15 protein-coding genes are annotated in these 25,810 nt (G+C 33.4%); 6 read left to right on the top strand and 9 right to left on the bottom strand.

Features of this window, described 5'->3' with window-relative positions; translation table 11 throughout:
• Nucleotides 1-39: 39 nt before the first annotated feature.
• From PKK00_07885 to PKK00_07855, 7 genes are all read right to left on the bottom strand, one after another.
• Nucleotides 40-1,095, bottom strand: coding sequence for a PorV/PorQ family protein (locus PKK00_07885; protein ID HNW98313.1), 1,056 nt, complete (start codon nucleotides 1,093-1,095; stop codon nucleotides 40-42).
• 42 nt (nucleotides 1,096-1,137) lie between these two features.
• Nucleotides 1,138-5,301 (bottom strand): hypothetical protein, encoded by a 4,164-nt coding sequence (locus PKK00_07880; protein ID HNW98312.1) that lies wholly within the window; start codon nucleotides 5,299-5,301, stop codon nucleotides 1,138-1,140.
• Between the two features lie 41 nt (nucleotides 5,302-5,342).
• Nucleotides 5,343-8,999 (bottom strand): TonB-dependent receptor, encoded by a 3,657-nt coding sequence (locus PKK00_07875; protein ID HNW98311.1) that lies wholly within the window; start codon nucleotides 8,997-8,999, stop codon nucleotides 5,343-5,345.
• 388 nt (nucleotides 9,000-9,387) lie between these two features.
• Complete coding sequence (locus PKK00_07870; GenBank protein HNW98310.1) at nucleotides 9,388-10,143, bottom strand: LytTR family DNA-binding domain-containing protein; 756 nt, start codon at nucleotides 10,141-10,143, stop codon at nucleotides 9,388-9,390.
• A gap of 52 nt (nucleotides 10,144-10,195) precedes the next feature.
• Complete coding sequence (locus PKK00_07865; protein HNW98309.1) at nucleotides 10,196-13,366, bottom strand: two-component regulator propeller domain-containing protein; 3,171 nt, start codon at nucleotides 13,364-13,366, stop codon at nucleotides 10,196-10,198.
• An 18-nt stretch (nucleotides 13,367-13,384) separates the two neighbouring features.
• On the bottom strand, nucleotides 13,385-13,669 hold the full coding sequence (locus PKK00_07860) for a hypothetical protein (GenBank protein ID HNW98308.1): 285 nt from the start codon (nucleotides 13,667-13,669) through the stop codon (nucleotides 13,385-13,387).
• A 51-nt stretch (nucleotides 13,670-13,720) separates the two neighbouring features.
• Complete coding sequence (locus tag PKK00_07855) at nucleotides 13,721-15,937, bottom strand: hypothetical protein (GenBank protein HNW98307.1); 2,217 nt, start codon at nucleotides 15,935-15,937, stop codon at nucleotides 13,721-13,723.
• 136 nt (nucleotides 15,938-16,073) lie between these two features.
• On the opposite strand from PKK00_07855, the gene PKK00_07850 reads away from it, so the two are divergent.
• Together PKK00_07850 and PKK00_07845 are read left to right on the top strand one after the other, a co-directional pair.
• A complete protein-coding gene (locus PKK00_07850) occupies nucleotides 16,074-16,517 on the top strand; it encodes a hypothetical protein (protein HNW98306.1) in 444 nt (147 codons plus the stop codon).
• Between the two features lie 5 nt (nucleotides 16,518-16,522).
• Nucleotides 16,523-18,409, top strand: a complete 1,887-nt coding sequence (locus tag PKK00_07845) for a tetratricopeptide repeat protein (protein HNW98305.1) — start codon at nucleotides 16,523-16,525, stop codon at nucleotides 18,407-18,409.
• A gap of 195 nt (nucleotides 18,410-18,604) precedes the next feature.
• Here PKK00_07845 and ahcY read toward each other — a convergent pair whose 3' ends face one another.
• Together ahcY and PKK00_07835 are read right to left on the bottom strand one after the other, a co-directional pair.
• Nucleotides 18,605-20,032, bottom strand: a complete 1,428-nt coding sequence (gene ahcY, locus PKK00_07840) for an adenosylhomocysteinase (GenBank protein ID HNW98304.1) — start codon at nucleotides 20,030-20,032, stop codon at nucleotides 18,605-18,607.
• Nucleotides 20,033-20,066: 34 nt separating this feature from the next.
• Entirely contained in the window at nucleotides 20,067-22,271 is a 2,205-nt protein-coding gene (locus PKK00_07835) for a T9SS type A sorting domain-containing protein (protein ID HNW98303.1), read from the bottom strand.
• A 427-nt stretch (nucleotides 22,272-22,698) separates the two neighbouring features.
• Here PKK00_07835 and PKK00_07830 point away from each other — a divergent pair, with 427 nt between their 5' ends.
• From PKK00_07830 to PKK00_07815, 4 genes are read left to right on the top strand one after another with little or no spacing between them, the layout of a single operon-like run.
• Complete coding sequence (locus PKK00_07830) at nucleotides 22,699-23,337, top strand: 4'-phosphopantetheinyl transferase superfamily protein (protein ID HNW98302.1); 639 nt, start codon at nucleotides 22,699-22,701, stop codon at nucleotides 23,335-23,337.
• 40 nt (nucleotides 23,338-23,377) lie between these two features.
• The gene (locus tag PKK00_07825; protein ID HNW98301.1) at nucleotides 23,378-24,115 is read left to right on the top strand and encodes a geranylgeranylglyceryl/heptaprenylglyceryl phosphate synthase; all 738 of its coding nucleotides are present in this window, start codon (nucleotides 23,378-23,380) and stop codon (nucleotides 24,113-24,115) included.
• A gap of 26 nt (nucleotides 24,116-24,141) precedes the next feature.
• On the top strand, nucleotides 24,142-25,188 hold the full coding sequence (locus PKK00_07820; GenBank protein HNW98300.1) for an ATP-binding protein: 1,047 nt from the start codon (nucleotides 24,142-24,144) through the stop codon (nucleotides 25,186-25,188).
• A gap of 52 nt (nucleotides 25,189-25,240) precedes the next feature.
• Entirely contained in the window at nucleotides 25,241-25,810 is a 570-nt protein-coding gene (locus PKK00_07815) for an isoprenylcysteine carboxylmethyltransferase family protein (GenBank protein ID HNW98299.1), read from the top strand.

The following is a 25,810-nucleotide window of genomic DNA, read 5'->3' as shown; positions in this document are numbered from 1 at the left end:
GAACGGGATTCTTTATACAAAGATAATATTATTTATTAATTACAAGCTGATACGAACACCAATACTGTGTGTTCCTTCAAAAGGATTTGTATCTCTATATGAATAATCTATACCGAATGTAGAGCCCTTTTCTTTGTTTAATGGAATATCAACTGTAAATCCACCGCAAGGTCCTGTATAAGCTGTAGTTCTTTCAGCTGCTTCGGTAATTCCTTTTTCATATGCGTAACCACCTCTTATCATTAAGTAGTTTTTAAAATTATATTCCAAGCCAAAAATATATTGGTCTTTTGTAAAAGAATTTGAAGTAAAGTTTGCTGCTGCAGTAAGTTTATTGCTTTCATTAAAATTAAAATCATAAGCAGCACCAATGTTAATCAATGAAGGTAATTCGTACTGGGCAGAACGTTGTTCAACTGTAAATTGGTTTACATTACCGGGTATATAACCCCTGAAAGATAAGCCATCACCTTTAAACATCATGCGTGGACCAACATTTTTCATGGCTATACCGAATTTAATATTTTCAGTTTCACCAGTTACATATTGGATACCTGCATCTATAGCAATACCTTGTGCTGAAACATCGGAAATCGATTCAGAAATAATTTTAAAAGCAATTCCACCGTAAATGCTATTAGAAAATGTTTTTGCATAAGAAATGGAAATGTTCATTAAGTTCGGTGAAAATGTTCCAATTCCTCCTTCAGGAAGATCAACAGTAGTGATCAACAATTCTCCAAAAGACATTGACATTATAGAAAAGCTAAGCACTCCTGTTTCGCTAAGCCTTTGAGAAAGACCAAAATTATTAATTTTAACTCCCGACCCTTGAAGCCAATTGGTACGCGAGAAAATCAATTCTGTTTTTTTAGTGAATGCTGTTCCTGCAACATTCATATAAATTGCTTCCAGTCCATGAACTGTAGCCGAGTTAGCTCCACCCCATCCTGAACTTCTTGCCCAGGGGTTGATTAATAGCTCTGAAGCTCCCGCCTGTCCTGACCTGTCTTCATTCCCAGCCTGTATTTTCACAACAGGAAATAATGTAATGATTAATATTACAATTGTTGAAATTTTATATAATCTTTTCATATTAATTATTTTATTATCGTTAACACTAATTATATTACATTATTAGAATGAGTTTAGGTCGATTGGTCTCATTGTTCCAAACCATTTAATAACTTTCTCACCTATACCTTCTGCCTTAACATGTATCAGATAAATACCTCCTGATATAGGAATTCCTGCAAAATTTTTCAAATCCCAATCTAAAGAAGTTTTTATCTCATCTTTTGTAAATTGCCTTATAAGAACTCCGTCAACAGTGTATATTGTTACAGTACAAACTTCAGGAAGGTTGGTAATTTTTATCCTATTATCAAGTTGGTTTTCTTCGTATCCACAATATCCATAATAAGGATTAGGAACAACATTGATAAGGTCAAGAGCTGTTTTTGCTGCATCTACATTTTGGGTTTCTGTAAAAATATCACCGGTAGAGAAAGTATACATAGGATAATTATTATTTACAGGTATACTTGAACCTGTTGTAGAATAATTAATAGTATAAGGTTTTGCAACTCTAAATCTAATTTTTACATCATTTGATAACCAGGATGCATTAGCTGAAGCCATTGGAACACCTGCATATAATATGTCTTTAAAAACAGCTTTTTTATTATTTGCATAAGTACCAGGATCTGTTTCCTGGAATAAGTCATAAATTCTCTGACAACCATCATATGCAGGAACATCTTTAGCATCATCTCCATTATGTCCACAAATGTATACGAAATGCTCTCCTCCCCATAAGGGAGTTCCTATTTCTGTTTCATAATTTGAAGTCGGATTAAATTGCATATCTCTGCCATGTTCCCCAACTAACCATGAATTTTCCCCAAACATTATATTCAAACGTTCACCAGTTTCAATATTTATAGCATAACCAGGGAACCATCCCATTCCTGTTGTACCTGAATTATCCGGGTTACCGCTTTTATCAACAGAAGGTGCTGCCCTAAGATCGAATTTTTTAACATTACCTTGGCATAATGCAGAATTAGCATCCTCGCATGTTTCAAGTACCACACATCTTGACCACTTATCTTTATCGGAAGTAAGAACTAAATCAACACTTGCTAAATTATACATTCTGTTTTGTGGAAAAGTATTGACATTATAGGAAACTCCATAACCTGCTTCGCCAGTACCTAAATCATTACTGATTTTTGCACATAATCTATAAGGAGCCCATGTACCACCTGTTCCAATATCGCTTATAGCAATCATTTTTTCAAAATTCTCACCATTATCCTGATTTGTATAATCACTATTATTAGGGTAATTATCATCAACAGATGTTCCTGAACGAATCCAGTTCCAAAATCCGCCACCGTCAATATCAGGTACCCCTGAAAGCCATCGCTGAGAGCTGTCAGCATATTCAATTGTTGCTTCTAAAAATCCGTTATCTGGAGCTAATGAAGCATATACATCATCTGTTTTCCCATTTGATGTAAGTGCACCTACTTTATAATAACCAGGTTTCCATACCTGGCCTATTTCAACAGAAATACCAAGGTCAAGAAACAATTGTTCATTTGCTACCTGTATAGATTTATCTGAATGAAAAACTTCTCCGGAATTATTGTCTTTTAAATTCCATACAAAAACTTGCATAGTTGCAGTATCTCCACCTGTATTAACGGTAGCACCTGATACCTGATGAACTTTAACTCCCACTAAACTGTCGAAAGATATGGTATAAGAAGAATTTCTTACATTTAACGGATCAATAACTTTTACATTAACCGGACCTTTTGTATTTTTATATTCTGGTTCAGCAAAGAATCCATTTTCAAGAATTTTATCAACAGAAGCCTGAGTTAAATCAAGTACGTTTCCACCGTTACCCTGACCTTCAATTCTTGTAATTTTCGGACCAGAACCATAACCTGAATTTAAAATAGTACCACTAGTTTCAGGAGCAGGATTATGAGGTATCGCAGTATATACTTTTATATTTTTACGACCAGCCAGGTAAGGTTTTTTCTGACCAGTTAAACCACTAATTCCAGGTATTTGAGAGTTAGGTTCCTGTGAAAATTTCATATATTCATTATATCCGTATGCAAGAGCAACATAATAATATTGTTTATGATTAACCAAACGACTATCTCCTGAAGCAAACATATCATTTACTAAGCGGAAAGAATGAACAACTCCTTTATTTTCTCCATATACTTCCTCTACAGGAGTATTTCCTCCAACAGCTTCATCATAATAATAATTTACAAGCTGTGCAACCGGATTACCATTTTTATCAAAATCCTTAACATCACACTGTGCTACAAGACGAGCTTTATCAGGATCATGTATTTCAGATACGGATACTGTTGCATCTTTCAATTGGAAAACCTGGTAGCCCTGGAAACGATATAATGAGTCATAACGCTGTGAAGATGGTAAAGAATCAGGAGAAACAATTGATGGATCCCATTCAACATATGATTCATTATAATTATTTGAAGTTTTATTATTTGTTATATAAAGAATAATTTCTTTATCAAGTTCCTGGATAGTTAAATTTGGAGCATCTGGTCCATCAACTACTTTAAAACAATTATCAAATAATCGCTGGCATTTGTCATCGGTAACTCTTAAAAGTTCTACTGAAGCCCAAGCTCCACCTGATGTTGCTCTTGCCCAGGGAATACCTACGGTAATATAATTTACTGCTCCGGCTTCCAAAGTAAAAGGACCGGCTGATTGCATAAAACGACGGTCAGCAGGAGTATTCCCTACGGTTTTTTCTGTCCAAAATGGAGTACAACTTGGAACTTGTCCGGCAGTTCCCCAATTACAAGGATCAGTATCACCGGGGAACATAAAATCACATTCCGGACCACAAACACCTGTACCGGGAGCATGTGCATTGCCGCCCCATTGCATTTTGGTTCCGTCTTTCCAAATACCTCTTAGATAGTTATAATAATCAATTGCGATAACTGGATCGCCCATTACTCCTACTGCATTAATATGATAAACAAATCTTCTCATTCCGAAACGTTCATCATCTACAATACCATTACCGAAGTTTACACCATTAATACTTACATCACAAAGCTGTGTACCTGTGGCATCAGTTTTAGGATTATCAATACCGTCAGGATCCATGTAAGGTCCCTGGAAAAAATCGGCCCCAACAGCTGGTGGTTGTTCGCCATAATCCTTAGGTTTTCCTGTTCCGTCAACATCATCACCATTGTAACAATACCCCAAACCTCTTCCAACATCACAACCAACATAGTCATCAGTAGCATCACCAAGGTCGGTATCAACCCATTGACTAAAGTATGTATCAGTTAAACGATATGTTGAACGGTTAATAATTTCATAACTATAAAAAGTCATGTTATTTATTTCATCATTGGTAGCAAATGCAAAAGCCTGTGCTCTAATTTCTAATCCAATTGGTGCGCCTAATGATTCTGTATGAAGGTTTCCTTTATCGTTAAAAACCCACCATAAAGTCTGGTCGCCTTTAAGTACCTGGTCAACTAAAATACCATTACCTTCTGCTGTATGAGCTGCTTGATTTCCTAAATTCTCAGGATTTGTAGGGCAAAGATCATTGTTTATATCATAGTATGGATAATCTCCAAAATTAGGATCATATTCACCATTTCCATCATTATCAAAGAATGGAGCTAAATAATGACTTTGTTTATTTGTATTTTGTCCTTCAGGATGAGCAGGCCATTCTGTAATAGATTTAGGAGGAACATAGTCGGGATAACTTGGTTTATCATTCCACCATGCAATAAAATCATCCACTTCAGCACGGGTAATTACAAAATGTTTATCATATAATTCACAAGTTGAAGCGTCAACAGAAGCTGTACCGTCATTAGTAAGCGGGCCAGGCCAATAGTCGTTTCCGCTCTGACGATAACGAAGTGCAGCAACTTTAAGCTGTCCGTTCACGTCAACACCACCAATCCATAAAGCAGCAGAGAAAAGAGATGTTTTTCCGGAACCTTTAGGAACTTCGTATTTGGCTGTACCTAATAAATCCCACCACATATCACCACCAGTATTTATTCTGGCTTTTACATTATTTATATTCAAATCCGTACTACCGGTAGCAGGAGAGCAAGACTCGGCATTCAGTTTATTAACACTTTGTTGCTCTTTGCCAACAGAACCATAATGGTATTTCTCAGCAAATGTAAATTCAGCAAAAATTAACGAACCGAATGTTACTAATAAAAACAAACGAATATTATTTTTCATAACCATAGATTTTTCATTTATAATTTATATACATGCCATAATTAAAAGTCAAAAACAACTCCTAAACGTATTCTTCTTGGAAGACTATAATTATATGGGCTGTTAACATAAGTCGAATACATATCGCGATATGCATAAGGATCAAGCTGTGTATTAATACTTGACTGGAATTCAGCTGCAGCAAGGTATCCGTCATCATCAGCATTACCAGTAGCAGCATAAACATTCAATATATTTTTAGTATCCAGAACATTTAACACTTGTAAGTATATATTAAGGTATGCTTCTTTTCCTTTCTTGGAATCTTTTTTTCCGAATTTTAAAGTTATATCTTTATCAATACGAGCATCCATTCTAAAAGACCAAGGTAACCTTGAACCATTCATAGAACCTTGCAGAACTGTAGCGCCACCACCTGTAAGACCTACTACTTTACTAGAACGAGAGTATGGTGTACCTGAGCCACCAGAGAATGTGAAGTTTACACCTGTATTCTGGAATATTGGTACAGATTTTACTTTATCCGTTCCTTTTATTTTTTTTGTCCATACCGGACCATTATACAATTTACCTTCTGAATAACGATAATCAATAACACAAGTAAGTGTATGACGACGGTCATTATCCAAAGGCATAGTAGTACGTAAATTAGGTTGTCCGGAACTAACCAGGTTAAAACCAGATGTAGCATCAGAACCTGTACCATCAGCAAACTGTAATGTATAGCTGGCTTTCATCCATACATTACTTGTTCTTCTTAAGTCATAACTAATGGTTAATCCTTTTACTGTACCAAAGTCTATATTATTATATGAGGTGTAAGTTCTTGGATAAGCATCTACATATTTATAAATCTGAACAAGATTTCTCATTTCACGATAATATGCAGAAAGTTTTAATGATGATGAATTATTAAGTTTTTGTTGGAAACCTAATTCATAGTCAATCGTTTTATCCGGTTTTAAATCAGGGTTTGCGATAGTATTTTTAACATTTTCAAAGAAAAGATAATCAGTTGGGTTAAAACGATTTCCATCGGTAGGACGTTTAGTTAATACATCATAGTGTGCGAAAAATAACGCTACGTCGGAAATTGGAAATGAGAATGAAATACGAGGCATGTAGCTTGTCTGCGGTACGTAATCTTTAAAAGCTGAAACTTTAAGTTCTTTACTATTAGGATTAACAAGACAAGGTGCAATACCTGAAGGTGTTTCTAAAACAGTAGGGTCAGAAATTTCTGTACCTTCGGCATTATACCATGTGCTTCCATCCCTGTAACCAACAACAGCAGTAGGGCTTTTTAAATCATTAACATATACAACATAATCAGAACCCATGTTTGAAGGATGTGTAATCTCGTTTCCACCAAGATTTTTTACCTCAGAAACCGAAAGAGTTTCATAAAGAGAATATGGATCTTTAAGTACCTTTTGATTTGCATCATAACGGTCGATACGTAAACCTACGTTAAATATCAAATCGTTGAATGAAAACTTATCCTGAATATATCCTGCCATATAAATAGGTTCAAAAGCACCTATTTCTCTTTTATAATTACCATAATCATCTTTTGAATAAAAGAAATCTTCGAATGTAGGTTTATTTTTAAGTTTTTTACCTGTATAATCGTAACCATAATAAGATGCAAAAACATTACCTTCATTTAATAATTCATCTGCGCTAAACATATCAACAGAGAATGTAGAAGGATCAAGGTTGTCTACATCAATCCAATCAAGACCATTAGGATCAAGACCAAGTTTTTTACGTAAATTATAATCAAAATATGATTGTGATGAAAGGTCAAGTAATCTGTCATACCATACAGTATCCTGAAAAACTCCCATATCATCATATACAGGATGTGGATTTTTTGTATCCAGCTGTTCGATATGCTTATTAACCAACTGGCGCATTACTGTCCAAAAACCAATCGGGGTATAAGCATAATATGCATCAACGCGTTGCTCGTATTGCAAACCAAACTGAATAGCATGATTCCCAATATCAGCAGAACCGGCAGCATTTATTCCGATTTGTTGTTCGTCCTCTACACGATATAAATCATATTTTGTTCCAGTATTTGCCCATAAACCATAAACAGGATCGGGTTGTTGTCCATTAAGCAAACCACCACCTGCTTGAACATCAACGGAATTTTGATAGAAACCTGAACTTAGTGGATACAAGCTATAATATAATTCCGTATAATTTGCAAGTCCCGGATTAACTTCAGCGCGTTCAAATTCATATAAGGTATCAGCAAAGCCATTATGAACCCATATATTATTATAATTTAATGTAGTATCTGAACCAAATTCAAAAGATTTCTTTTTATGTGTAGTGAATTTACCAACATAACCATAATCGAATAAATTATCTTTATGTTCAGCATCTTCAGTTACTGCATAGTATTTTGAAAAGTCAGCCTGTAAAGAATAATAAACATTTTTTATTAACGATTTACTGTCTTTATCCGTTGGAAAACGTTGTGTAAAACGACCATAAACACGCCATGTATTACTTGTAGTTAAAGGATTGTTCTTATTATTGAACAATGAATAACTGTAAATCCATGCATTACCACTGCTATAATCCATAGAACCGCCAAAAGTTAAATTTGTATTTGCTGTTGTTCTAACATCTATTTTTCCTGAAAGATTTGCTCCCTGTGATAAAGCATTCTGTTTAGCCTTCATTTTTACAAGGTCATCTTTAGTGATAAATTCTGAATTGAGGAATGCTCCAAAACCTGTACCTGAAGGACGAAGCGGTGTAAGTTCAAGTTCTGCTAATTTTTCATCATTCACTTTATAAGAACCAATACTCGAAGGATTCTCATCTTTTATTGATGATAATTCACCTGAAATAAAATAACCAAGTAATGAAGATTCCTTTGTTGAATCCCTTCCCATGATCAATGGACCTTGTAAATTAAATCCAACCAGATTATAACCATATGCATCTAAATACTGAGAAGTTACAAGTTCAACTCCTGCTCCGAATTCACGGGAAGGACCTTTTGTTGTAATATTAACAATACCACCGGTAGCATCACCATACTGTGCAGGTAAACCTCCGGTAACAACCGTTACTTCTTCAATAGCAGCTTGTGGCAAACTTGAAGAACCTCGTACTCTAACACCATCAATATACATAACGGTACCTTCTGAACGTTGTCCCCTGATGCTTCCCATTTCACCATCCTGAGAGAATACACCACCAACCGTAACTGCAACAGAAGTAGCAGAACGCCCGGGCATTTTCGACATTTCTTCAGAAGTCATTGTACCTCCGGTTTGTGTCTGGTCTTTGGAAATAAGTGGAACAGCATATTCCTTTACTTCAAATGTAGTAAGGGTTTGAACTGACTGTTCCATATCAATATCAAGGAATGTGATTTTATCATTATTAATAATAACATCTTTTATAAGCAATGGTTTATAACCAACATAAACTGCTTTAACATCATATTTTCCAGGAGGAATAGGTTTAATAGTATAGTTTCCGTCAATATCGGTATTGACACCGCCGTACTGTTTACCTCCAGATTCGATAACAACACTGGCAAACGGGATTGCTTCTTTTGTAGTTTTATCAATCAGTTTGCCCTTCAATGTACCTGACGACTGGGCAAGTACCATGGTATTTGCAACCAGAACCAGTGCAGTAAAAACAAGTAACTTACGTAGCATATGCATTAATTTATGTTAGAATAATAATGTGTTATAAAAGGCGGTAAAGTTAAAAATAAAAAAAAATATAATCCAAATATTTTCTTTAACGAATATAAAAAAGTTCATATATGCTTAAATATTAGACCTTTTAATTTTATAATTATCGCACGGAAGGCATTTATGCAGATTTCAATATAAATCTCCCGGAATGGAGAATATGTATTTGGAATGTTAAGCGTATAAATGTTTCATGCAATAAATATTTTATTAACAATTTATTATAAAATTGATGTAAAGTTAGTTATATGACTTATAAATAAAAAAGATTAACCAGTTAACGGTATGAATAAAAAAGTTAACGGTAAAAAAATAACAGATAAAGGCAAAATGAATTTCCTTTATAAAACTACAAGTGGTTGATGATATCCAATATTTGTTCTCTCTTTCTGCGGGAAACAGGCACATAGCTTCCATCTGTCATTACAATAGAACCGCCATCAATTTTTAGAAAACTTTTTACATATTTCAAATTTATAAGATGTGATTTATGTGGACGTATAAAATTAAATTCACTTAACAATTCTTCATTTTCTTTAAGAGTACGCGAAACCATTATGGTTTTACCATCTTTAAAAAAGAACTTTGTATAATAATCTTCCGACTCGCAGCGAATGATATTATCAATGTCAACAATATGCATACCTTCTGAAGTTGAAAGAACAATTTTCTTTGTATTTAAATTTGGTGATTTTACAGTATCAATAAGAAATTTAACATTAGTATTGTCTTTCCCTTTTGTAAGTTTTGTTTCCAGCTTTTCTATAGAATTTATAAGATCTTCCGGGTTTATGGGTTTCAGCAAATAATCAAGAGCGCTATATTTTATTGCTTTGATAGCAAACTGATCATAAGCCGTTGAAAATATCACTTCAAAATTTATTTCTCCAATGTCTTCGAGCATTTTAAATCCACTGCCATCGGGCATCTGAATATCAAGAAAAACCACATCGGGTTTAAACTTATGAATAACTTCAATACCGTTGCGGTATCCGTCAGCCTCGGCAACCACTTCAACGTTCTTACAATAACGCTTCAGTAATCCTAACAATGTTTCACGTGAGGTTTTCTCATCATCTATTATTATTGTTCTAATTTTATCCATGGTTTTAAAACTTACGATTAACAAATATATAAAATCATATTCAATTACTTTTCTACATTTCGATAAAAGGAATAAAAATTTCCACTCTTGTTCCTATTGCTTCATTATTCTCATTCATTAAATCAATAACATTTAGTAAAATTTTTCCTTTTAACTGCTTATTGATAATTTCCAGGCGTTCCCTTGTAATAATCATTCCACTTGATTTATGATGTAAGCCTGACATGCTTTTTATATTTTCTGCTTTTGCCCGCCCCACTCCATCATCTTCAATAATACAAAAGATATAATCATCTTTTAATGATAAGTTTATTGAAATTTTTCCCCGTCCTTGTTTATTTACTATTCCATGTAAAATAGCATTTTCCACATATGGCTGAATAATCATGGGCGGTATTCCTATAAAATCATCATCAACTTCTGGATCAATATTAATATTATAATCGAATTTGTTATCGAATCGAAGATTTTCAATATCCATATAATATTTCAATGACTTTAATTCATCTTTTACGGGGACATAGGATTCGCGGGAATTTGCAAGTATCAGCCTCATCAGTTGAGCAAATTTTGCAAGATATAAAGTAGCTTTATCGGAATCATTATTTATAATAAAACTTTGAATAGAATTCAATGAATTAAAAATAAAATGAGGATTCATCTGAAGTCGTAAGGATTTCTGTTCAAGTTCAAAAAGTTGTTTTTCAATTTCAATAACTTTTTTTTCTATCTCGTGCTTCTTACGAATTTGCTGAAAACGTCTTCCAAGAATGTACCAGGTAATTGCAATAACCGATATTATAAATAATATTCTGAAAGTCCATGTGGCCCACCAGGGAGGATTAACAATAATAGTAATTGAAATGCCTTTATCATTCCATACACCATCGCTGTTAGTTCCCCTAATCAATAATTTATAAGTACCCGGGTTTACCTTGGTATATTCGGCAAACCGACGATTGGCATCGCAAAATATCCATCCTTTATCAAAGTTTTCAAGTTTGTATTTATACCTGTTTTTTATAGGATTGGAATAATCAAGTGCTGAAAATTCAAAAGAAAAGAAATTATCATTATGAGAAAGGGTAATGGTATTTCCGTCCTGAATTTCGCTCTTTTGAATTTCATTAAATATTTTAAAGCTTGTAATAACTATAGGAGGTATAAATTTATTTCGTTTTATTTCGTTGGGATAAAAAGCATTAAATCCATTCATGCCTCCAAAATAAAATTCACCATCCTTTGTTTTTAGAAAAGCATTCCCGTTAAATTCACTGCTCTGCACACCATCTTTCACATCGTAATTAACAAAGGTTTCCGTTTTATTGAATTTTGAAATCCCACTATTGGTGCTAATCCAAAGGTTACTGTTATTATCTTCAAGAACGCCATATACAACATTATTAGCTAATCCATCTTTTTCTGTATAATATTTGAACGTTCCGGTAGTTTTATCAAATCGGTTCAGTCCTCCACCAAAAGTGCCTATCCACATTATTCCGTTTTTATCTTCAAAAATGCTATAAATAGTATTTGTACTTGGACTCTGTGAATTATTTGGAATATGTTTATATGCATAAAATTTGTCATTTTTCTTATAATATCTATCCAGTCCATTATATGTACAAAACCAAAGAACACCCTCGGTATCTTCATATATATAATATATAATATTGCTACTAATACTATAAGGATTATACGAATAATATTTAAATGATTTTAATTCATTATTTTTTTTATTAAACCTATATAGCCCGTTATTTGTGGCAATCCAGATATTTTTATTTTTATCCTGGTGTAAACACCATATTGTTTTATCTATTTTATAATTAAAATCTTTAAACAGATCTACTTCGCTATAATTTTCGCTTCCGTTCATCTGCAAAACTTTAACACCGGCATCACCTGTACCTATCCATATATACCCATCTTCATCTTTAATTACAGCTGATATTTTGCTTTCTGATTTTATATTTCCATTAGCGGAACTGTTTTTTAATTTTTTAATTTTTCCTGTTTTTCTATTATAAACATTCAATCCACCATCAGTACATATAAAAATATTATTATCGTCATCTTCATAAAAATCCCAAACCGAGTTATTGCTTAAACTGTTTTCAATATTTTCTATATGCTGGTAATGCCTGAATTTATTGGAATTCTTATCAATTTTATTAACACCTTTTTCTGTTGCAACCCATATAATTCCAGATCTGTCCTCCATAATATAAGAAATACTATTACTGCTAATACTATTAACATCATCTAATGAGTTTTCATATTTCCCGAATGTATTATTTACTTCATCATAAGTGATCAATCCTTTATCGGATGTACCAATCCAAAACAAGCCTTTGCTGTCCTGAAAAATTTTACTTATTTTATTACTGGTAATACTATTTGAATTTTTTGATTCCTGTTTATAGCAGGTGAATTTTTGGTTTTCATATTTGCATAACCCATTTGCTGTACCAATCCAAATATCTCCATTTTTACTTTCTATAATTGAATTAATGGTATCATTACAAATGCTGTTTTTATTTTGATTATTGTAAAAAAAATGAGTTACTTTTTTATTGGGGAAATCAAGTTTATTAAGCCCTTTTTGTGTAGCAAACCATATATACCCTGACCTATCCTGGATAATATCGGTAATTGTATTATTGCTTAAACTATTGTTATCTGTAGGATTTGAGTAAAATTGAAAAAAATTTCCTGTTTGTTTATCAAAAACATTCAGACCGTTTTGCGTACCAATCCAAAGGATTCCAAAAGAGTCTTCAAATATTACTCTTACGGTATCATTACTCAGGCTATACTTATCAATTACATTGTGCTTGTATTGAAAGAATTTTTTTGTCCTTATATCAAGCTTATTAAGTCCGCCTTCCGTGCCAATCCAAATATTCCCGTTTTTATCCTTATATAATGAACGTACTGTTTGATTGCATAGTTCGTTGTTGCCTTCCAGTTCATTTGCTTTGTAAACTGTAAATTTATATCCATCAAATTTATTTAAACCATCCCATGTTCCGAACCACATATACCCTTTGTCATCTTGTAATATACAATGTACGGTATTTACTGAAAGACCTTTTTCGATTTTAATATTTTCGGAAGTGATTTTATCGAAGCGGAAATTGCTTTGCTGTGTGTAGGACATCAATGGCAGCACAATTACCGCTAAAATTAATAAAGCAAGCCGAAGGTAAAATAATTTCATTTTGTAAATAAGCACTTATTATTTATCCTTTGAAAACCACCGTTTCAGGAAAAAGGTTTTTTTAGTACTACCCGGACCACGCTTCATTTCTTTAACGGATTGTTTCATTCTTTTTCTTGTGGGTTTATCCTGATTTTTTTGATGGGATTTTATCGCTTTCTGGTAGCTCCTCAATGCTTCTGCATCTTTTTTCGCATTTTGTTGTTCAAGCTTACGTTCTCTTTTTTTTGCATTACCTTGCGACATTGCAAAAAAAGGCAGCATACAAATAAGAAGAACCAATATTTTTTTACCAATTTTCATATTCATTTCTTTCCTATAGCTATTCAAAAGTAAAACTATTTTAAATACTTTTTATTGTTTATTTTTCTTTTTTACGATAATGCATTTCTTACCTTTTTTCAATACTGCTCCTTCTTTAATTTTTATATCTCCTCCATTACGCAGAATTATTTTATTATTTTTTGTCATCTGAAGCATGCTGCCTGCTTCTAAAATTAACCGGCTTCCATTATCAATAATTATCTCAGAACCTGCATTCATTAATAGAAATGAGTTTTCCAAACATGTAAAAACTGTTGAATCGGTAAAAATATAACGACCATTAATATCCTTTTCTATTGCCGAGATTTTGGTAGGACTATAACCCCTGTCGAGAAGAATTGTTTTATTCTTTTCTAAAATCAGTGAAGGTTTTAATGTATCGAAATCATTAGGGCTAAGCGCAATATTACCACACCATCTTACATTTTGAGAAACATTGTAGTCGTCCCAGCGAATTTTTATTTTCATTTCTCCATTACCGAAAACATTTTCATCGAGTATTTCAGCAGAAAGTCCGTTAAGCCAAATGGTGCGGTTTTCGAACGATGCAGGTTTTCCTTTTTCCAGGTAACAATTTTTTGCTTCATAATTTGTTGTTTGTGTATAAACCGTTACCGGAGCAGGATTCGATGATAATGATAATTTTATATTTCCTGTTTCTTTACAAAAAGCATCCTGCCAGTCGCCACTTGAATAAAAATAATGGATAACCGTGTCGCCAACAACTTCGCTAAGTCCGGATTGTAAGTCATCACCTGAATAAAGTTTACCATCATTATTCGAATCCACATATTCATATAAATCAGAAAAACCGGTAAAAGGATTGGGTTTACTCTTTGCTTTATCTATGGGCAAATTCCTGTTGCCCCAGTTACCGCATGTTCCGGAAGGTTCCTGTATTTTATCCCAGGCATAACTAAAATCATAACTTCCTTCAGCAGTAAGCGGGAATAAAAAACTTCCAAGACTGTTAGGCATTGGATACCCGGCATTGAATATTTCTTCGCCTCCTTGTTTTAAATCTTTTCCAACCTGGACATAAACATAAATACCGGGTGTACCGTTTGGAAATTTCCCATTATTATTATCTGCACAATCTTCGGTATAATAATTTTCATATTCAGGATTCATTCTTCTATTCTCAATCCATAGATATTGATTTTTCACATCACCTTTTTTTTCCCAGTTGATATGAGGAAGTTTAACGCGTAATGCATCACCGGTAGTCATAAAGTCGCGCAAGATAAAGGTTCCGCCATTCGGAATACTATCAATAGTTATTAGTTCAGTATTTACTTCTTCGTTGTTTTCATTTAATGCGCTTATAAGAAATTTTTTATCGGGATTTTTCCAGTTCATCATCCATCTATCCCAACCGCAGGCAGATAGCATAGTTGACGGAGCCTGACCTGTAACGCTATATGAATCTGATGTAGCAAGAAAAGTGTGTTCTCCTCTTCCATTGGCTGTATGCCAATTATTCCCGCCAAAAATTGCATGAAGGTGTTCGGCAATAGTAATGAAATATCCATGCGAACCACTTGTACCGGCATTATATGAAGAAACATTATTTACGCCTTTCATATTTTTAAATGGCTTTCCTGATGTAGAATGAACACCAAACCCTGAAATATCTTTAGTGTTCACTCCATAAAGAAAACGATTGTTTCGCCAAATGATATACAATAAATCTATTTTCCCGTCGGGTTTTTTTATTTTCGGAAGCCCTGATTTGGTAATGGTCCATTTGTCAAATGCATTTAACGGAAGACCATGAACTGTATAAATTGTAGTATCCCCTGAATTTCTTTTATTTAATGAATCAAGCACCCAATTCAATCCTTCATCACTAACAATTATTTTATTACAGGGAATTGTTAATACTTCAGGATAATAATCACCGAGAAGCACATAATTACCGAATGACGCCTGATGATAAAACTTGGTAATATATTCTTTGGGTTTTTCATAAGGAGGAATACTGAAATCGAAATAACTATCTGCATCTGCGGGAGGTAGTCTTTTACCTAAAGAGTCTTCGGGCCAGCTGCCATTAATATTATCAGGAAGATTTGACGGGCAGCCACCAGTTGAAAAATCGACCTGCACAAAAACTATTAATGCACGAACAGTGTCGCTTGCCGGAAGGCTTACTCCATTTGAAATGGAATATTGTGCAAAAATATTTTTATTCCATACTGATACTAAAATCAGAATAATTAGAATTATATATTTTTTGATTTTCATCGGTATAACAAATATAAATAAAAACTGCATCCAATCAATTAAAGCTTTACACTAATGTTTAATAAGATTTTTTATTACAATAAATAATAAACTACAATTCACGTTTATTATTTAACTTTGCAATTCATTCCATCTTATGAAATTAAGAACTTATAAACCGTTTATATTTTTTTCTTTCCTTACATTATTTATTTTACTTACACCCCGATGTAAAAAAGATAAGGATGAAATACCATATGTTTATGTAAATTTTTACGTTGATATCAACTCCACGCAATATATAGGATTGAATAGTGTTGGTGGGTATATTTATGTTACCGGAGGAGTTCGCGGTATCATTATTTATCACAAATCGGTTGATGAATTTGTTGCATTTGAAAGAGATTGCCCTTACCAGCCATCCAATTCATGCGCACTTGTTGAGGTAGACCAATCGGCAGTAATGGCTGTAGATTCATGCTGCGGTTCAAAATTTTTACTGCTTGATGGTTCTATTATTGAAGGACCTGCCACAATAATGCTTAAACAATATCAGACCTCTTTTGACGGGAACATTAACATTCTTCATGTTTTTAATTAATATTCATGGAACAGGAAATTATTCTGAAGAAATCAAAATTTAATTTTATTGAATACAAATGGTTATTTCTTATTTTGATTTTTTCAATATTCGCTTTCTTACCAACATTCAATAATAGTTTCACGAATTGGGATGATATTGACCAGGTTACCGGAAACCCTGATATAACAAGCCTTTCATTACATAATTTAAAATTTATCTTTTCTTCTTTTTATGTAGGAATGTATCAACCTTTTTCCACTTTTTGTTTTGCTGTAATAAATAGTTTATTCGGAATAAAAGCTCCGGCATTTCATTCATTCAGTTTGCTTTTGCATTTAATAAATATTGTTTTGGTTTTTTGTATGATGAAAAAGCTTACGAATATTAAAGAAATAATTTTAGGAATTACTTTTTTATTCGCATTAACACCTTTACAAACTGAAGCAGTGGCATGGGTTTCGGCAACAAGCACTTTATTGTTTTCATTGTTTTATTTTTTGTCTGCAAATATTTATCTGGATTTTATAAAAGACAAAAATCGAAAAGGGAAATATTTTTTATCGTTGACTTTCTTTGTTTTTTCACTTTTATCAAAATCAGCAGCAATGACACTTCCACTGATATTACTGCTTTTTGATTATTTTCTGAATTCTAAAATTTCAAGAAAAGATTTAGTAACTAAAATCCCGTTTTTCATTTTATCAATTATTTTCGGGGTTATTACAATTATAGCCCGGCAGAAATCAGGACATATCGTTGACATCACAAAATATTATAATTTTTTCGACAGGATAATTTTCATTCTCTATTCATTATCGTTCTATGTTATCAGTGTTTTCTTGCCTTTCAAGATGTCGGCATTTCATCCTTATCCTGTTAAAACAGGAAATATTTTACCGATATTTTTTTATATAATTCCATTTTTATTAATTGCAATAATTTATTTTTTGATAAAAATTAAAAAAAACAAAAAAGAAATTTTATTCGGATTTTTATTTTTTCTTTTAACCATCATTGTCATGATAGAGCTTATCCCCGTAGGCACTCAGGTTGTTAAAGAACGTTATGTATACATTTCCTGCATTGGAATATATTTTTCATTTTTTACTTTTATTCATCCCTTTTTCGAAAAAAATAAAAAAATATTTCTTCCCGGAATTATAGTAATTTCAATAGTTTTTGGTGCATTAACTTTTATCAGAACAGGTACATGGAAAAACAGTTTTTCGCTGTGGAATGATGTTATAAAGAAATATCCAAAATGTTCTGCAGCATATATTAATCGCGGAAATGCTTATGTGTTAAGCAACAATTACGAACAAGCCATTAATGATTTTGATAATGCCATTAAATTTGAACCTAATGCTGCTGATGCATATACGAATCGCGCTGTTGCAAAAAGCAAATCAGGAAAAATAGAAGAAGCTATAATGGATTATGATAAAGCTATAGCTATTAGCCCTTCAGATGATAAAATGTACTCCGAACGTGCTTTATTAAAGCTTGGAATTATGGATCTGACGGGAGCTTTGGAAGATTTGAATAAAGCCATTGAAAAGAGTTCAAACAATGAAAAATATTTTAATCAGCGTGGAATACTTTATGGAATGGCCGGAAAATTTGATGCAGCAGTTTCTGATTTTTCAAAAGCTATTTCATTAAATCCTGAATTTGCTGATGCATACAGCAATCGTGGTTATGCAAAAATCAACCTCAATAAAGTCTCCGAAGCAATAAATGATTTTGATTTATCTGTTTCAAAAAATCCTAACGAAGCCCGCACTTATTATCTTCGAGGAATGGCTTATGCTCAGATAGAAAAGAAAAATGAAGCTTGCGCCGATTTTCAAAAAGCCTATGATTTAGGAATGGCAGATGCTTCAGCAGCAATGGAAAAAGTTTGCAAATAAAACCTAAGACTCAAATTCAAAATTCCAAGCCCAAAGAATTTATTCGTAGATCAAAAAATGCTTGCATTATTTAGACAGGATAAACTCAGCCTGACTGTGAAACGAGTAGATTTGAAATTGTAATTCATAAATCGCTTGCCTAACCTTCGATAAACTCAGGTTGACAGCAAGGAAAGTATATTTAAAATCCTGATTTTAGTACCTGTAATGCTCAGCTTTATAAGGACCTTCGACAGGTACACCAATATAATCAGCCTGCATTTTTGAAAGTTTTGTAAGTTTCACACCAATTTTTTCAAGGTGTAAACGTGCAACTTCTTCATCGAGATATTTTGGTAAGCGATAAACTTTCTTTTCGTACTTCCCGCGGTTCTTCCATAAATCGAGTTGAGCCAGGGTTTGATTTGTAAATGAATTGCTCATTACAAATGAAGGATGACCAGTAGCACAGCCAAGGTTTACAAGGCGACCTTCAGCTAATAAAAATATTTCATGACCATCGGGGAAAATATATTTATCAACCTGTGGTTTGATAGTTACTTTTTTAATTCCCGGATATTTTTCAAGTTTGTCAACCTGAATCTCATTATCGAAATGGCCGATGTTACATACAATAGCCTGATCTTTCATTTTAGCTATATGGTCAATGGTTATAACATCTTTATTTCCTGTGGTAGTAACATAAATATTTCCTTCAGGTAATGCCTCTTCAACAGTAGTAATTTCAAAACCTTCCATAGCTGCCTGAAGTGCACAAATAGGATCAATTTCAGTAATGATAACACGAGCGCCATACGAACGCATTGATTTGGCGCAACCTTTACCAACATCGCCATAACCAAGCACCACAACCACTTTTCCGGCAATCATCACATCGGTTGCTCTTTTTATGCCGTCGGCCAATGATTCGCGACAACCGTAAAGGTTATCGAATTTTGATTTTGTAACGGAATCGTTAACATTGATAGCAGGTACAAGCAATTCACCTTTATCCATCATCTGGTATAAACGATGAACACCTGTTGTTGTTTCTTCCGAAACCCCTTGCCATTCCTCAACTGTACGATGCCATTTTTTAGGGTCTTCGGCCAAAGTTTCTTTTAACACATGGAGAATAACTGCTTCTTCGTGGCTTGAAGGTTTTACATTCAGAATGGATGAATCTTTCTCAGCCTGGTATCCTTTATGAATAAGCAATGTTGCATCACCACCATCGTCAACAATAAGCTGAGGACCTTTATTTCCGGGGAAAGTCAAAGCCATTTTTGTACACCACCAATATTCTTCCAGCGATTCGCCTTTCCATGCAAACACCGGAATGCCACGCTGTGCAATGGCTGCAGCAGCATGATCTTGTGTGGAAAAAATATTGCAACTTGCCCAGCGAACATCAGCACCAAGCTCTGTAAGGGTTTCAATCAATACAGCTGTTTGAATGGTCATGTGTAATGAACCTGAAATACGAACGCCTTTCAATGGTTTTTCTTTCCCGAATTTTTCACGTAATGACATTAAGCCCGGCATTTCTTTTTCGGCTATTTCAATTTCTTTACGTCCCCAATCAGCAAGAGCAATGTCGGCAACTTTATACTTAAGTTCTTTTTCCATAACAGCTTTTTCCATATATTAAATTTTAGGAATGCAAAGATAAATAAAATCATTTGCCAACGATAAATTTTCTTGTACAAATAATTTCATTGTTTTCATATAAATTCAAAAAATACATCCCGTTTTGAAATTCAGAAATATTAATATTTTCTGATGATGATTCAATGAATGAATGATGTAATAATACACCTGTAATAGAATATATTCTTATTTCTTTTGGGTTTTCAAGCATTTCAGAGCCAAAGGAAATATTTATTGAACTGTTGGAAGGATTGGGATAAACCATAATTTTATCCTCAATATTATTTAAAACCGGTATTGATGTATACGTGCTATCGTTAGTAAGAATAGAAGTTTGCGCAAAATACTCCACAAAAAATATTTTATCATTTTTACAAAATAAATCTCTTACACCATATTGGTCAGAAAGCTTCCGATAATCAAGTCCTCCGCGATAGAAGCCGGTTTGCACAAAAGTTTGCTTATTCAATGCATACAAACCTTTGAGCCGGTATGCAAGATACAATCCAAATGAATCGGTTGCCATATAGTTAGGTGCACCATTTGCAAGTGTTGAATAAAATTCTTCATTCAATGAATATCCAGGATTATTAAAAACAAGCTTGTAGCGCGTTAATCCTTTATTTGTAATGTAAACAAAAGTTTCATCGCTATATGCCGCTATCATTTGCGCATCCTGGTTTGAAGCCAACGCAACGCTTGCAATTTTTTCAAATTTATTTCCCGAAACATCAAAAGCAAAAATGCTGTCGCTCGTTGAAACTAAAAGTTTTCCATTTGCCAATGCCATATCATTAAACGTAATATTCACCGTTGAATCAACAAAAGGAATAGCAGGATTGCCAACATTAATAATTACAATACTATTATCGAGTTTTGAAAAAATACGATGCTGATAAACTATAAATCTTCCGTTACAAACCGCTTGCTGAATAAAACTTATTTGTTGTAGCGGGTTTCGCGTGTACACGCGAAACCCTTGATATGACGAGTTTGTAGTAAAAATATAATTCCCATCATCACTAAAATTAGAATGAAAGCAAAAACCGGGATCATTATTCACATCAGTAAGAACTGGATTATGAACATCGGAAATATCATACAGTTTGAAACCATAACCCTCATTGGATACCGCCATATAATTTCCCCACGAATCAGATGAAAGATTCCATCCGCCGGTCAACGTATTTCCTTCATCAACAGGATTCAAAATATCAGTGATATCAACGGTTTTAATACCATACCATTCCGAAGCAACATACAATTTCGGATAATGAACGGTCATGTCAAAATGCCACAAACCTGCATTGATGTAAGTGAGCAAATGTATATTGGAAGGATTGGTTGCATCGTAAACACGGATAAAACAATTGCTGGTATTGCCCGGTTTTAGTCCACCCCAGTTGGCAACATAAATCGTATCATTAATATTTTCGGCATTGTATGGAAGCGCCATCGCAATTCCAAGCGATATTCCAAGTACTGTATCGCCAAAAACTTTTTGCGGCGAAAGAGGGTTTGTTACATCGAGTGTGAAAAAATATCCGTTGGTTGAATTCGTTCCTCCCATTACATGCAAGAGGTTATTATTTTTCCCGAAGATTACATTCTCGGTATAAAATCCTCCAAGCTGATGAAATGATACGAAAGAAAAATTATTCGCATTGTAAATATAAACTCCATTCTGTCCGCCAAACTGCGAAACGGTATATGCCAATAAATTATTTTTCACAGCAACACCAGTAAGATGACCGCCAAATGGCACATTTCCAAAACTCCCGATTTTAGAATAAGAACTTCCAAAATCTTTATATGCTAAAACTTTAGCATATTGTGCTAAAAAAATTGTATCTCCTTTTATAGCAATACCCTGTGTTGACATGTTCACACTATCGACAGGTATATCAAATAGTTTAACCGGAGCCACAGGATTCGAAATGTCCCATTTACTCATTCCATCATAGTTAGCTGCAACATAAAGATAATGGTCATGAATAATCATCCGAATAATTTCAGATGTATAGCGATATTCAAAAACAGAATTATAAGGAACTGTAGCTCCACTCCCGGCATAATACGAACGCAGCGTTGAACCTGTTCCAGTAAACACATATCCGTTATAATATTTTATCGACTGGCAAGCTGCACCTGTATTAGCAGAAAGAAATTGTAAAGTATTCTGCGCTTTGCCAATAATAGTGAATAAAAGAAATATCAATAAAAGTTTTTTCATGCTTTCATTTTTTTGTAAAAATAATTAAATAAAAAATTATGTTTAACAGGTATTAATACTTGAATTATAAAAATGAATTTTATTTATTTGCTTAACAGAAATATATTTTATACTCGTTCTTATTAAGAATGCAAAAGTAAATTTAATTAGAACGAGTTATACCGATAGGAACAAAATAAGAAAAATGCAAATCTGTTCCGTATCGGTATAAATATCTCGTACCTAAAGGCACTTTATTTTCTTTAATTAATTTTTCTACCAACCTATCGTCCCTAACGGGACGAAATCATTTGTAAATGCCTCCGACTCCGTTAGGAGTCGAATATTGGTAAAAAACCAATCCCACAAAAATAGAAACCCTGTAGGGGTTTAATATTTTCTTTCTATCATTATTAATAATTGTAACTTTGTTTTATAAAAAATTTAAATGGGAATTCTTTTTACAAGAAATATTAATAACGCAACCGTTGGACTGTGGGAGATTACAGAAAGCGTAGATGTTTTATTTTCGAAAATAAAATTGAATAACGAAGAAAATGAATTATATAACAGCTTTAAAAATGATACCCGGAAACTTCATTGGCTTAGTTATCGAAACCTTTTAATGGAACTTATTACTCCCGAAGAATATTCGCATGTAATTTATGATGATAATGGAAAGCCTTATTTGGCTGACAATTCGCATCATCTTTCTGTTTCCCATTCCGGAAAATTTTCAGCGGCAGTTATTAGTAAAACAAAATCTGTGGGCATCGATATTGAAATCATTCATCCGAAAATTGAAAAGGTGATACACAAATATCTTTCCGATGAAGAAATAAAAAATATTGGAACCACATCACGCTTTGAAAAGCTTTATATTTACTGGAGCGCTAAAGAATCATTATATAAACTTTACGGGAAAAGAAATTTATTATTCCAGGAAAATATCCTGATAAAGCCATTTATATATTCTGAAAAAGGAGAAATAACAGGTAGTATAATAACTGAAAAAATGAATCAGGATTTTAAATTATTCTATGAAAAAATACATGATTATATATTGGTTTATACTTTAGCTGACTGATAATTTTTATATTTGCCTAAACCAAACACTTCAACTTGTTATGAATATTTATTCAAACATCGTTAAAAAAGGAAAGAAAACAAAAAAATTTGCTGTACTTATCGATCCCGATAAAATTAGCAGTAAAAAACTTACGGAAATTGCTGAAATCGCTTCGAAAAATTATGTTGATTTTTTCTTTGTCGGCGGTAGTCTGCTCACCAACGATAACCTTGATAATACGATAAGAACATTAAAGGACAACTGTAATGTTCCTGTAGTTATTTTTCCAGGAAGTAATATGCAAATAAATAAAAATGCCGATGCTATTCTTCTGCTTTCGCTTATTAGTAGCCGTAACCCGGAAATGCTTATCGGGAAACATGTGATAGCTGCACCTTACCTTAAAGCCAGCGGACTTGAAATTATCTCTACAGGCTATATGCTTATCGAAAGCGGGAAACCAACAGCTGTGCTTTATATGAGTAACTCCGTACCGATTCCTGCCGACAAACCCGATATTGCAACATGTACAGCCATGGCAGGAGAAATGCTCGGACTTAAAATGATTTTTATGGATGCCGGAAGCGGAGCCATATTAACGGTTTCAGAAAAAATGATTGCCAAAGTAAAGCAAAATATTTCTGTTCCGCTGATTGTTGGCGGAGGAATTCGTACACCCGCAAAAGCTCATGATTTATGCTGTGCAGGAGCTGATATTATTGTTGTTGGTAACGCTATTGAAGAAAACACCCGGTTGATTGAAAACATTGCCGATGCTATAAATCTTGCATGTTAATATCAATTATCAAAAAAAACTGATTTATGAAATTCTCAAAACCTAATTTTATTTCAGTTTTTATTTCTTCAATCATCACAATAATTTTTATCGTAATTTTTGTCATCACCAGTATTTCCGCATATAACCAAATACTATGGTGGGTTTTATTCACTTCATCAATCGGAATTTTTATTGCAACATTTTTCTTTGTGAAATATGCTGTAGAAAAATTTATTTACGAAAAAATACGCCCGATTTATAAAACCATTTACCATGAAAAATCACCGAAAGGAAAAAAAATAAAACAATCGGAAATCAATGATAATATTATTTCTTCCGTTAATCAGCAAGTGATCAAATGGGCAGAAAACAACAAGGAGGAAATTGAAAACCTCAGGAAAATGGAGGCATACAGAAGAGAATTCCTCGGGAATGTTTCGCACGAATTAAAAACTCCAATCTTTAACATCCAGGGATATATACTCACTTTGCTCGACGGAGGAATGGACGACCCCAGCATAAATAAAGAATATCTTTTACGTACCGAGAAGAGCATCAACAGGATGATAAATATTGTTCAGGATCTTGAAACGATTTCGCATCTCGAAACAGGTGAACTAAAACTTAAATTGACCCGATTTGATATAGTATCACTGGTGAAAGAAGTTTTTGAATTCCTGGAGATTATCGCAAAAAAAAGAAATATTACTTTTCATTTTGATAAAGATTATGATAAACCTGTTTTAGTATTAGCTGATAAAGAAAAAATCCGCCAGGTGTTAACCAACTTAATTGACAACTCCCTGAAATACGGTAACGACGGGGGAAAAACAAAGGTCAGCTTTTTTGATATGGATGAAAATATTCTTATCGAAGTTACCGATAACGGTATTGGGGTTGCACAAAATGACATCCCACGATTGTTTGAACGTTTTTTCCGCACCGATAAAAGTCGTTCGCGTGAACAAGGCGGAACAGGACTGGGGTTATCTATTGTTAAACATATTATAGAAGCTCACGAACAAACCGTGAATGTTCGCAGTACACTTGGCTTTGGGACTACATTTGCATTTACTTTAAAAAAGGGATAATTATTTTATATCAAATTGATGATGTAAAATTGAAAATGTAAAATTTAATTTTATGACAACAATTTCAAATTCAAATCTTGAACTAATTATTTTTATTGTACTAAGTATTTTTATAATCTTCTTTTCTAGCCATGTGATTTTAAAACCTAAAAGTCATGGATTCTTTCGTTTCCTTGGATGGGAAGGCATTGCGTGGTTGCTTGCAAACAATTATAAATACTGGTTTGTAAATCCATTTTCTTTATTACAAATCATTTCATGGATTTGCCTGTTATATGGCGCATACCTTGTTCTTGCAGGAGTAATATTGATGAAAACAAAAGGCAAATCAAATAAAGACCGCAACGACAACACACTTTACAGCTTTGAAAAAACCACACAGCTTATTGATACCGGGCTTTTTAAATATGTGAGACATCCGTTATATGGTTCATTGGTTTTTTTAACGTGGGGAATATTTTTCAAGAATTTCGATTGGCTTCTTCTGATAATTTCTGTGCTTTCAACTTTTTTCTTCTTCATTACCATGATTGTTGAAGAAAAAGAAAACATCATGTTCTTTGGTGAAGAATACCAAGCTTACACAAAACGCAGCAAAATGATTATTCCTTTTATCATTTAG

It is taken from the genome of Bacteroidales bacterium, from assembly GCA_035353855.1.
In the GTDB taxonomy this organism is placed as follows: domain Bacteria; phylum Bacteroidota; class Bacteroidia; order Bacteroidales; family CG2-30-32-10; genus DAOQAK01.
Note: the sequence above shows the minus strand (reverse complement) of the source record. Positions and strands in the feature narration are given on the sequence as shown.